Source organism: Comamonas sp. (assembly GCF_036643215.1).
Lineage (GTDB): Bacteria > Pseudomonadota > Gammaproteobacteria > Burkholderiales > Burkholderiaceae_C > Comamonas.
On sequence record NZ_JAVXSJ010000001.1, the window covers coordinates 79,749 to 91,414 of the forward strand.

Below are 11,666 nucleotides of genomic sequence, written 5' to 3' on the forward strand. Positions count from 1 at the left end.
TGATTCTTAGGCGTCTGGCTTGTTGCCGCTGATCAGCTCTTGTTCAGTTTTGGAGCATGAGATTCTTGTGTGAGATGGGTCACGGCCTGCGCCAGCAGCGCAATCGACAGGGGGGCGCAACCTTCAGCATCGTTGCTGATGGTCACGAACGCTGGCTGGCCTGCGCCGGTGATGCCGGCAATCGTGCGGGCCAGCAGCTCGCGTGTGTGTTGGTCTTCGCTGCGAATCTCGCTGAATGGCTCGTGCCTTTTCTGCGCATCGGCATAGCCATAGGCACCAAAGATGCGGTTCAGGTTCCAGCGGCAGACGAGAGGGCCGGGCCACAGGGCGCGCAGTATGGGGAGCTGCGCTTCAATAGGCGGCATTTTGCCGTGCAAGCCCAGACAATAGGTGGCGCCATGAGCTTTGAGTGTCTGGGCGAGGGATGGGCTGAGTAGTTCAGGGTCGCGCACCTCCACGGCCACAATCACTTGTGTATGCTTCACCAGCGCTTCTCGCACCGCAGCCAGTAGCAGTCCCAGCTTGTCCAGCACCCGGCTGGGCTGGCTGAGCAAGCCCCAAGGTAGGGGACTGAGCTGAAAAACCAGTACGCCCAGTTTGTCGCCCAGCCCTTCTAGGGTGGGCACCACAAAATGCTCAATCGCCAGACACGAATCCAGAAACGCGGGGTTGAGCTCGCGCGGCTTGCCTTCTTCGGTACGCACCTGGGCATCGGTAATGCCTGCCGGGCATTTGACGACAAAGCGAAAATCGGCATCGACCTGCGCCGCAAAGGCTGCGTACTGACTGGCGGTCAGCGGTCGCCAGAAGGTGCGATCCACGCAGACAGTGCGCAGCAGCGGGTGCTGGTGATAGGCGCTGAGTCCTTTTTTGGCCAGCACGCTGCTGTCATAGGCTCCGTCCCAGACCAGTCCCTCCCAGCCCGGGTACGACCAGGTGGATACGCCCATGCGCAACTGCGGCGGTAGTTGTGCGGCCAGTGGTGCGTGCTGGGCAGCATTGGGTACCAGCGCCACATCGCCGCGCTTGGCCTGGCGCTGGGTGGTTGCCGTTTCGTCGGCAGGTTCAGTGGATGACTTTGCCGCTTTGGCCCGCGATTGACCTGCGCCTGCGCTGGGCGGCGGTAAGTCGTCGGCAAAAAAATCATCCTGAAACGTATCTGGCATGGCAGACGTAATTTTAATGAAATTGGCGCTTAGCGCTTATCCCTAAAGCGCTAGCAGCTATGAAAAGCATAGTTTTTACGCTTTGCTTGCAATTGCCTCGGGCTTTGAGTCTGGCGAGCCGTTTTGCCTATGGCAAACTATTTCGTTTCCTCTGTCAGACGCCGTGGGGCGAGTATCGAATGCAAAAAATCATTGGTCAGATTGCTCAAGAACTGAACGTCAAGCCGCAGCAGGTGAGCGCAGCGGTGGAGTTGCTCGATGGTGGTGCCACGGTGCCGTTTGTTGCCCGTTACCGCAAGGAAGCGACAGGTGGCCTGGACGATACGCAGCTGCGTACGCTGGATGAGCGCCTGAGCTATCTGCGCGAGCTCGATGACCGCCGTGAAACGGTGCTCAAAGCGATTGATGAGCAGGGCAAGCTGACCGATGCACTGCGTCTGGCCATTGCCACTGCACCCACCAAGCAGGAGCTGGAAGACATTTACCTGCCTTTCAAGCAAAAGCGTCGCACCAAGGGCCAGATTGCCAAAGAGTTTGGCATTGAGCCGCTGGCCGATCTGCTGTTTGCCGACCCCACGCTAGATCCGCACAAAGAAGCGGAGGCTTTCTGCAAGCCCGCCACGGTGCTGGACGATGGCAAACCCGGCCCGGATTTCTCCAACACCTTTGCCGTGTTGGATGGCGTGCGCGATATCTTGTCCGAGCGCTGGGCCGAAGACCCGGCCTTGGTGCAAAAACTGCGTGAATGGCTGTGGGAAGAAGGGTTGCTTAAGTCGAAAAAGGTGGAATCCAAGAACGAGAACGACCCGGAAGTCGCCAAGTTCCGCGATTATTTTGAATACGACGAGCCGATTGGCCGCGTGCCATCGCACCGCGCACTGGCCGTGTTTCGTGGTCGCGCTCTGGAAATTCTCGAAGCCAAGCTGATTCAGCCTGTCGAGCCTGAGCCGGGTCAGCCTAGCCTGGCCGAAGGCAAGATTGCTCTGCACCTGGGCTGGAGCCACGCCAAGCGTGCGTCTGATGACCTGCTGCGCAAATGCGTGGCCTGGACCTGGCGCGTGAAGCTGAGCCTTTCGACCGAACGCGACCTGTTCAGCCGCCTGCGCGAAGACGCCGAGAAGGTGGCTATCAAGGTGTTTGGCGACAACCTGCGCGATTTGCTGCTGGCTGCCCCTGCGGGCCCGCGCACCGTGATTGGTCTGGATCCCGGCATCCGTACTGGCGTGAAGGTGGCTGTGGTGGACCACACGGGCAAGCTGCTGGAAACATCGACCATTTACCCGCACGAGCCGCGCCGCGACTGGGATGGATCGCTGGCCACGCTGGCCAAGCTGGTCGAAAAGCACGGTGTGAACTTGATTGCCATTGGCAACGGCACCGCCAGCCGCGAAACCGACAAGCTGGCCGCCGATCTGATCAAGATTGCCGAAAAGGCCGATAAAAAGATTGATAAAGTGGTGGTGAGCGAGGCCGGCGCTTCGGTCTACTCCGCCAGTGAATTTGCTTCGCTGGAGATGCCTGATGTGGACGTGAGCCTGCGCGGTGCGGCATCGATTGCCCGCCGCTTGCAAGACCCGCTGGCCGAGCTGGTCAAGATCGACCCCAAGAGCATTGGCGTGGGCCAGTACCAGCACGATGTGAACCAAGGCGAGCTGGCCCGCCAGCTGGATGCTGTGGTGGAAGACTGCGTGAACTCGGTGGGCGTGGACCTGAACACGGCATCGGCCCCGCTGCTCTCCCGCGTGTCGGGCCTCTCGGGCTCGGTCGCCAAGTCGGTGGTGCGCTGGCGCGATGCCAATGGCTCGTTTAAAAGCCGCAAGCAACTGATGGAAGTCTCGGGCCTGGGCGCCAAGACCTTCGAGCAGGCGGCAGGATTTTTGCGCATTCGTGGGGGCGAGAACCCTCTCGACATGACCGGCGTGCACCCCGAAACTTATCCGGTGGTGGAGCAGATCATTGTCTCGACTGGCAAGGCTGTGGACCAGATCATGGGCCGTGCGGAGGTGCTGAAAAGCCTGAAGCCCGAGCAGTTTGCCAGCGAGAAGTTTGGCTCCATCACCATCAAGGACATTCTGGGCGAGCTGGAGAAACCCGGCCGTGACCCGCGCCCTGACTTTGTTGTGGCCCGCTTCAACGATGGCGTAGAAGACATCAAGGACCTGAAGGAAGGCATGACGCTGGAGGGCACGGTGAGCAACGTGGCCCAGTTTGGCGCCTTTGTGGACTTGGGCGTGCACCAGGATGGTTTGGTACACGTGAGCCAGATGAGCCACAAGTTCATCGAAGATGCACGAGAGGTCGTCAAGACCGGTCAGATCGTCAAGGTGAAGGTGCTGGAAGTGGATGTCGAGCGCAAGCGCATCAGCCTGACCATGAAGCTGGACGCTGCGCCTGCCCGCCGGGATGGTCCACGCGACAATCGCTTTGAAGGTGTTGGTCGTGGCAATAGCTACGGCGGAGGTGGCGGCAATCGGGGCGGTCGTGATGCTTATACCCAGCCGCAGCGTGGTAATCAGCCAACACAGCAAAACGCCATGGCTTCAGCCTTTGCCAAGTTGCAGGGACTGAAGAAATAATCTCCCACTGGGCCGCCAATTCATAGAAATGACAGGCGGCCTTTTTGTGGGAGATCGGAATGCGAAAAGTCAGGGGCAGAATCTTGCCCGTTATTGGCGTGGTTCTGCTGGTCGTCTTTATCGGCGCCAAGATGACATCACGGGGTTGGGTGTCTCTGGATAAAGCCAAGCAAAAGGCTCAGGCCGGCCAAACTGCGCCCTTGGTCTGGCCGCCCGCACTGGCTCCACAAAGCGATAGTTTCTGCCACACCATCAAGCTCAATCTTGCTCAGATCGATAAGGCAACGGAAGAGGGCATTCCGATTGACCAGCAGCGGCGCTGCATCACCCGCACGGCCATGGATGAGTATGAAACGGCAAAAGTTCGCCATGCAGCGCAAAGAAAGCAGCGTGCTGCCCATGATGTAGAGCAAGCGGAGATTGAAAAAACGGTTGAGCAGCAGATTTCAACAGGCACCATCACCTTGCAGAATTTGATGCAGGCGCGCGCTGGCAAGACCACGATGATCTCCACCGCCTTGCTCCCCGCTGCGCACATGCCCATCAAGGCCATGCCTAAGCCACCGGCGCAGATGTTTGTGCCCATGAACTATCAGAGTGGCAATCTCTCCCTTAAGGCGTTTGTGACCCCTAATCCGGGTGATGGAAAAAAGTTGCCGCTGATGGTGTGGCTGACGGGCGGCGATAGCAATAGTCTGGATGATTTCTGGACAGAAGGCTCCGTGGCCAACGATCAAAGTGCCAGTGCGTTTCGCAAGGCGGGCATGGCCATGCTGTTCCCCACACTGCGCGGCGGCAATGACAACCCGGGTCAGCGTGAATATTTCTGGGGCGAGGTGCAGGATGTAGCCGCCGCCATCCTGGAGGCAGCGCAACTGCCTTATGTCGACCCCACGCGTATCTATCTGGGCGGGCACAGCACCGGGGCGACGCTGGCGCTGCTGACGGCCACGGCGGGCTTGCCGGTGCAGGGCGTATTTGCTTTTGGCCCGGTGGATGAGATCAGTGGTTATGACTGGCCTGTGAAGTGGTCGCTGGTCTCTGCCGATGAAAAGCGCATGCGTTCTCCCATGTACTGGATGCATGCCATAAAGAGCCCGACCTGGATTGTTGAAGGCAGCAAGCGGCCAAGCAATATCAACAGTCTGGACAATCTGTGCGCGGCTCGAAAGTCGGAGCAGGTGCATTGCGTTTCGGTTCAGGGAGCGGATCACTTTTCCGTGTTACAACCCATCACACGCAAGATTGCAAGCCAGCTGGTAATGGGTCAGCCAGTGCAACTGCAAAGAGATGAAAAGCTGTAACTGTTAAAGCCTGTCTGTATCCAGTCCGACAGGCGTTGTAGCCCCACTGCAGATGACCCACGCCATGAGCCGCGCCAAACCCCTGAATCTGTCAATGCTGCTGGAGCAGCATGCGCTGCTGCCCAGCCAGCCACGCGCGGTTGCACTGCTGTCGAGTGAGCTGCGCCAGCCAGAGCCGGGCATGCGCAGTCTGGTGCAATTGTTCTCAACAGACCCGGTATTGACGGCCCGCATGCTGGCTGTGGCCAATGGGCCAGCGCACCAGTTAGCCCAGCGTGTGCATAGCATTCCTGAGGCCTTGGTGGTGCTGGCACCCGTCCAGCTGCGCCAGCTGGTGCAGAAATCTGCACCCACGGGGGCAACCCATGTTCAGGGGGGCTGGAGTCTGGCGGGCTTCTGGCGCTACAGCCTTGATACCGCGCGCATCGCACGTGCGCTGGCCATGTCGGTGCAGGCCAATGCCTCGGCGGCCTATACGCTGGGCTTGCTGCATGGCTTGGGGCAGCTGCTTTTGCGTACGGCTGATCCAGAGACCTTTGTGCGACTGGCTGAGCTGCTGGAGCCTATGCACCCCAAGCGCCCGCAGGTGGAAAGGCAGCTGATGGGCTATTGCACAGGGCAGATTACTGCCCACCTGGCCCGGCAGTGGAACTTTCCGCTGCTCATGAGCGATGCCTTTCAGTATATGAATACGCCGCTGGAGCAGCCGGTCTTTGAGCCGTTGACCGGCGTGCTGCATCTGGCCATCTGGCGTGCATCGACCCGGGCCTTGAACTGGAGCGAGCGTCAGCTGGCCGTGTCATTCCCTGCGGAGGCGGGCCTTGCGCTGGGCATGGATATCGACATGGTGCTGCGCCAAGCCTCTATCAACTGGTATGCCGCTAATTCTCTGGATGTGCAGTTTTAGATTTTTATCTGGCTGCGTAAGATGATTTTGGTTACGTAAATTGCATTTCTTCTTACGCTGGAATTTTAGGTTTATTGTTAAAAACTATTTAATGATGAATTGAAGAGTTTTTGTCTATGAAGTGCCAAGCACCTCAATTCAGTGCAATATCAAACCAATCCGGCCAGGAGTAAAAGATGGACTTGAATGATGCAATCTTTACGAGCGACACGCTGACTGTGCGTTCTCAGTCCGTGGAGCTTGGGAGTCCTTCCATGTGGCCTGATCACATGGTGGGCCAGCCCGACAAGCCGGTTCGGGTGCTGCTGATTGATGATGATGTTCATCTGCGCATGGTGATTGCGCAGGAGATCATGAATGATCGCCGCACCATGGTGGTGGGGCAGGCCGGTAATCTCAAGGATGCGAGAAAAGCAATTCGCCAAAATGACTTCGATGTCATGCTGCTCGACCTGAATCTGGGCGACGGCGATGGACTTGAGATGATTGACGTGATGAAAAGCCACCACCCGCATGCAGAAGCCATCGTGGTGTCGGTGATGGAAACCGAAGAGCAGGTGTTGCGAGCCTTTGAATTGGGCGCAACCGGCTACTTGGTCAAAAACTCCTGGTTTGGCAACTACCCGCAGGCCGTGCTGCAGGTGGCCAATGGTGGTGCCTCCATTACGCCCAGTCTGGCCCGGCGACTGCTGCAGCGCTATGACAAAAAGCCAGCCTCAGACCCGCAAGTCAGCCCCAGCACGCCAGACCGACTTTCCAGCCGCGAGAGTGAAGTGCTGCGCATGGTGGCCGGCGGCCATACCAGTGTTGAAATTGGTGTACAGCTGCAAATCAGTGCCATGACGGTCAACACGCATATCAAGAATATTTATCGCAAGCTGCAAGTGCGCACGCGTGCGCAGGCCGTGCGCTTTGCATCGCTGCGAGGCTGGTTTTAGTTCACCAAGGTCGCCAGCAAAAGGTCTTGAATGATTTACGTTTGGCAGTCACTTCTCTGGGGCATCCAACTGCTGTTGTGGTTGCTTTGCTTAGCTCAGGATTCAGCGGCTTTGCATTCTGTCAGAGGGGGGTGCGCCGCATTGGGCGCGCTGCTCAGTGCCGCCGCTCTTGTCTGGCTGCTGCCCAAAGCCTATCGCAGCTTGCTGTGGCGCAGGCGCAAAAGTGTCCGACCTTCACGAGAGGTCCAAATAGAGCGGCGGCGCATGGCTGCTGCTTTGCATGATGGCGTGGGCAGCCAGCTGGTACACCTGATCAGTCTGTCTGAAAAGCACCCTGATCCAGCAATGCGTCGGGCGCTGGAGCAGTGCTTGCTGGATTTGCGCTTGACTGTTGATTCAATGGATGCGCAGGATGAATCGTTAGCTGTACTGCTGGCGAGATACAGGCATCGCCTACAACCAGTTCTCGAGCGCCAGGGCATGAGTCTGCACTGGGATGTCTGGGATCCCGAAGTCCTGGGTGAGTCAGGCTGCTTGCCACGCGGCACCATGGCCAGAGAAATCATGGCTGTGGTGCAGGAAGCCATCAGCAACGTGCTTCAACATGCACAAGCGCATGAGGTATGGATTAGCTTGGCGGCGACGGCTCAAACCGATACCTCAAGCGTTTTTGTGCATGCGTGTCTCAGCATAGAAGATGACGGCAAAGGTCTGGCGCAGACGGTAGGGCAAGAGACGGGCACAGAGTCCTTTACTGGCATGGGCTTGCTCAATATGCGCCGCCGAGCGCACGCTATAGGTGGCAAACTGGAAATTCAGCCCCGCATTGGTGGCGGGACAAAAATTACCATCACGTGGTGACTGCTCTGGACGCTGTGGTCGTGCATCGCTCGTCAAGCACAATGGCTGAATGACGTCACCACCAAGAGCATTACGCATCTATGCTGGCAGCAAAGCCCGGCAACTTCTAGAGCAGCAAGGCTTGCAGCCTGAAGTGGTCAAAGTCATACCGGCTGCGGCGGGTGGGCCCAAGGGGCTGATTCTCGGGCCTCTGGATCGATTCATTTTTGGTCACTGGTTGATGCAAACTCACCGTCAAGTCGATCTGGTTGGGGCATCGATAGGTGCCTGGCGCATGGCGACAGCTTGTTTGAATGATTCTGTTCTGGCTTTTGAGCGGCTTGAGCGTGACTATATTGCTCAGCGCTTTGACCCTCCCGACGGGCAAAAGCGCCCTCCAGCGAGCCTGGTCAGCGAGCGTTTTTCACAAAGCCTGCAAGAGTTCCTCGGTGGACGTGTCGCAGAAATCTTGAATCACCCGCGCTATCGCTTGCATGTCATTGCATCCCGGGGCCAAGGCCTGCTGTCGCGCGCCACACCTTGGCGTACCCCGCTGGGCTATGCTGGAGCTTTTCTTAGCAATGCTTTCAGTCGCCAGGCGCTGGGCTCATGGCTGGAACGTGTGGTGTTTTCAACATCTCAGGGGGTTAGCCTGCATAGCTTGCCATTTGGCGTGAATGACCTTCGCTCTGCACAGGCGGGTCTGACGAGCACCAATTTTATGGATGCCGTACGTGCCAGTTGCTCCATCCCCTTTGTGCTGGATGCTGTGCATGACATTCAGGGCGCGCCTCGCGGCGCTTACTGGGATGGTGGCATTACGGACTATCACATGCACCTGGACTATCTGGCATCGCAGACAGGGCAAGGGGTGGTGCTGTACCCGCATTTTCAGAAGGCAGTGGTGCCCGGCTGGCTGGACAAAAACTGGAAGCGCCGCCACCAACCCACTGCGTATCTTGATTCCATGATCGTGCTGGCTCCCGATCCTGCATGGGTGGCTGGTTTGCCCAATGGAAAGCTGCCCGATAGACATGATTTTTTGAGCTATGGCACCGATCACGAGGGGCGGGCCAAGGCATGGAATGCCTCGGTTGGAGCCAGCCAGCAACTGGCTGATGAGTTTGCGCAGTGGCTGGGTACGGCAGATATGGGGCGGGTTGAGTCGCTGTAGCGTTTGATTTTTCTGTGTGATTTGGAAATTGTGGTGAATCCTGACAAGCTGTGTTGATCGGGTCGCGTGCAATGCCTGAGTCCGAGTTTCCCTTCACATCAATAACAACAAGCAAGGCCGCATATGACTGACCTTTCCACAGAATCGTCGAAGCCTGCCGATTCATCTGCTTCGGTTGCCGTCAATTTTGGGGCTGTTGCGCCCAATGAACCCCATGCGGGAGCGCCTGTAGAACTTGAAACCGCAGCGCCGCTGGTGCAGAAGCATCGCGAAGAGCGAGCAGTACGTAGCGATTCAGCCTCCTGGGAAGGCGCAGACAGACGCGCTCGATCGACTACGGTGCCCGGCGTCATGCAGCTGGCTGATCTGGTTCCCGCCCTGCGCCTGCTGATTGGGCTGCTGATTGCCTTTATCGTGATCCTGGCGCTGTTTTACGGGCGGGACATGTTGATTCCGCTGGCGCTGGCGATGTTGCTGGGTTTTCTGCTGGACCCGGCTGTATCCAGACTCAAGCGCTGGGGGCTGCCGCGCATGGCTGCGGCCATAGTGGTGGTGGCTTTTGCACTGGCGGCGCTGGGTGGCCTGGGCATGTACCTGGGTAGTCAGGTGCAGCAACTTAGCGCCGATCTGCCTACGTATCAGTCTACGATTCGCGACAAACTGCGTGGGTTGCGCAAGAGCGCCAACATGCCCAGTGCGTGGGATGGTGTTTTCAAAACCTACAACACGCTTGAAAAGGAAATTTCCAGCGCTGATGGAGCCACTGCACGGGTGCAGAAGGTCGAGGTGCAAAGCCCTGAGTCCAGGCCCACCACGAAGATGTTGCAGTGGCTGGTGCGCATTGTGGAACCCGTGACGACCGCAGGCATTGTGCTGCTGTTTGTGATTTTGATTTTGCTGGACAGAGATGATTTGCGTGACCGGCTGCTGCGTCTGATGGGTGGCAATCTCCATGTAGCGACCGATGCGCTGGATGAGGCGTCAGAGCGCATTGGTAAATATCTGCGCATGCAGTTCATCGTCAACGTCAGCTATGGCATTCCGCTGGCGGCGGGCCTGTGGTTTATCAGCGTGCCGGGGGCGATTCTCTGGGGGGTGCTGGGCGCCATCATGCGTTTTGTGCCCTATGTGGGGCCGATGATGTCGGCCGTGTTCCCGCTGGCGCTGGCCTTTGCGGTGGACCCTAGCTGGAACATGTTTTTGCTGACGCTGGGTTTGATTTTGTTGCTGGAGCTAATCAGCAACAACGTGATTGAGCCGTGGCTGTATGGTGCGAGTACCGGCTTGTCCACCCTGTCCATCATTGTGGCTGCGACTTTCTGGACGGCACTCTGGGGCCCTATTGGCTTGATCCTTTCAACGCCGCTGACAGTGTGTTTGCTGGTGCTGGGGCGCTATATCCCCTCGCTCAAATTCATGGAAGTTTTGCTGGGTAGCGAGCCTGTGCTGGGCCCGCAGCAGCGGCTTTATCAGCGTTTGCTGGCTGATGATGCGGATGACGCTATCAGCATGGCCGTGGAGTCTGTGGAAGAGCGCCTGCCATCCAAACCCACCTCGGAAGATCGGGCCAATGCCATCAGTGGCTTCTATGATGAAGTGGCCATTCCTGCCTTGCGCATTGCCACTCAGCAGCATCTGGAGTCGGCCACTGCCGTGCATCGACTGCGTCTGTCTAACGGTATGGGTGCCTTGCTTGAAGAGTTGCGCGATCACTATGCTCCTCATGTCGGCGGTAAGCGCCGCGGTACACAGTTGCCTGAAAGCGATCAACGTCGCCGCTTGCGTATTCATTGCGCTGGCGCACGCTGGGAGGTCGATGCACTGGGTGCGGCCATGGTGGCGCACACCGAGAGCTTGCATGGCCATGAGGTGAGCTGCTCTGAATGGGCCTTGACCACCGATTCACAGGCCTTGCTGCCGGATGCGAATGGACAGCTGGGAGATGGCGAATGGGCCAAGGCCATGCAGACCTCTGACCTGCTGGTGCTTTCCATTTTTAGCAACCAGCCCCAAAGCATGGCGCGGCGCATGGTGCGCCGTATTCGCCGTCACTGGCCACGGGCCCGGGTGGTTTTGTGCCTGTGGAATGCACCTGCCGTGGCTGCAGACCCTAATTTTGCAGCGCAATGCGGTGCGCAGGCCTGCGTGACCAGTCTGCATGAGCTGCATCTGTGGGTAGAAGCCATGCAGGTTGATGACTCTGGTGAAAGCGTGATTGCCGCGCCGATTCCAGAAGGTGATGCGCAGCGCGTTAAAGCGCTGCATGCCAGTGGTGTGCTGAGCCCGTCGCTCACGCTGCTTTATCACGAGACTGCCAAGCAGGCCATCAACGCCTTCAACGTCAAATGGGCGCAGGTCTCATGGGTGGATGCAGACAGGGTCTATACGCCGGGCAGTTTGCTGCCATCGCCTGATGAAGGAACGGTGCTGCACAGTCTTCCGCGCGAAAGCACGGTTTCATCCTATGTGGTCTATGAAGAAGAAGCCATTGTCGTGGGTGACTTGGCGCGAGACCCGCGCTTTGCGGCTGACCCGACAGTACAAAGCCTGAAGCTGCGTTTTTATGCGGGCGTGCCCTTGATCGATAAAAAAGGCCATGTGCTGGGCTGCTTTGCCATTCTGGATAATGAGCCCCGCAACCTGTCTGACGATGAACTGGCCGTGCTCAGCAGCATGGCCCAGCAGTTGATGGAGCAAGTGCGCGAGGCGCTGAAACAAGGGTCTGCACAAGGGCCTGCAGTCGAGGCTTGATTTTGAGGAT

8 protein-coding genes are annotated in these 11,666 nt (G+C 58.1%); 7 read left to right on the plus strand and 1 reads right to left on the minus strand.

The features are described from left to right. Nucleotides 1-32: 32 nt before the first annotated feature. The gene (locus RSF91_RS00325; protein WP_332566548.1) at nucleotides 33-1,166 is read right to left on the minus strand and encodes a DUF72 domain-containing protein; all 1,134 of its coding nucleotides are present in this window, start codon (nucleotides 1,164-1,166) and stop codon (nucleotides 33-35) included. Nucleotides 1,167-1,345: 179 nt separating this feature from the next. Between RSF91_RS00325 and RSF91_RS00330 the strand changes: the two genes are divergently transcribed. The 7 genes from RSF91_RS00330 (at nucleotide 1,346) to RSF91_RS00360 (ending at nucleotide 11,656) form a co-directional block, all read left to right on the plus strand. Next, on the plus strand, nucleotides 1,346-3,742 hold the full coding sequence (locus RSF91_RS00330; protein WP_332566549.1) for a Tex family protein: 2,397 nt from the start codon (nucleotides 1,346-1,348) through the stop codon (nucleotides 3,740-3,742). Nucleotides 3,743-3,801: 59 nt separating this feature from the next. Next, a complete protein-coding gene (locus RSF91_RS00335; RefSeq protein WP_332566550.1) occupies nucleotides 3,802-5,046 on the plus strand; it encodes an alpha/beta hydrolase family protein in 1,245 nt (414 codons plus the stop codon). A 64-nt stretch (nucleotides 5,047-5,110) separates the two neighbouring features. Next, nucleotides 5,111-5,953: an HDOD domain-containing protein gene (locus RSF91_RS00340; protein ID WP_332566551.1), complete on the plus strand. Its 843-nt coding sequence runs from the start codon at nucleotides 5,111-5,113 to the stop codon at nucleotides 5,951-5,953. A gap of 254 nt (nucleotides 5,954-6,207) precedes the next feature. After that, a complete protein-coding gene (locus RSF91_RS00345) occupies nucleotides 6,208-6,891 on the plus strand; it encodes a response regulator transcription factor (protein WP_332566802.1) in 684 nt (227 codons plus the stop codon). Nucleotides 6,892-7,260: 369 nt separating this feature from the next. Beyond that, on the plus strand, nucleotides 7,261-7,752 hold the full coding sequence (locus RSF91_RS00350) for a sensor histidine kinase (RefSeq protein WP_332566552.1): 492 nt from the start codon (nucleotides 7,261-7,263) through the stop codon (nucleotides 7,750-7,752). A 133-nt stretch (nucleotides 7,753-7,885) separates the two neighbouring features. Further along, a complete protein-coding gene (locus RSF91_RS00355; RefSeq protein WP_332566803.1) occupies nucleotides 7,886-8,905 on the plus strand; it encodes a patatin-like phospholipase family protein in 1,020 nt (339 codons plus the stop codon). 351 nt (nucleotides 8,906-9,256) lie between these two features. Beyond that, a complete protein-coding gene (locus RSF91_RS00360) occupies nucleotides 9,257-11,656 on the plus strand; it encodes an AI-2E family transporter (RefSeq protein WP_332566804.1) in 2,400 nt (799 codons plus the stop codon). Nucleotides 11,657-11,666 lie beyond the last annotated feature (10 nt).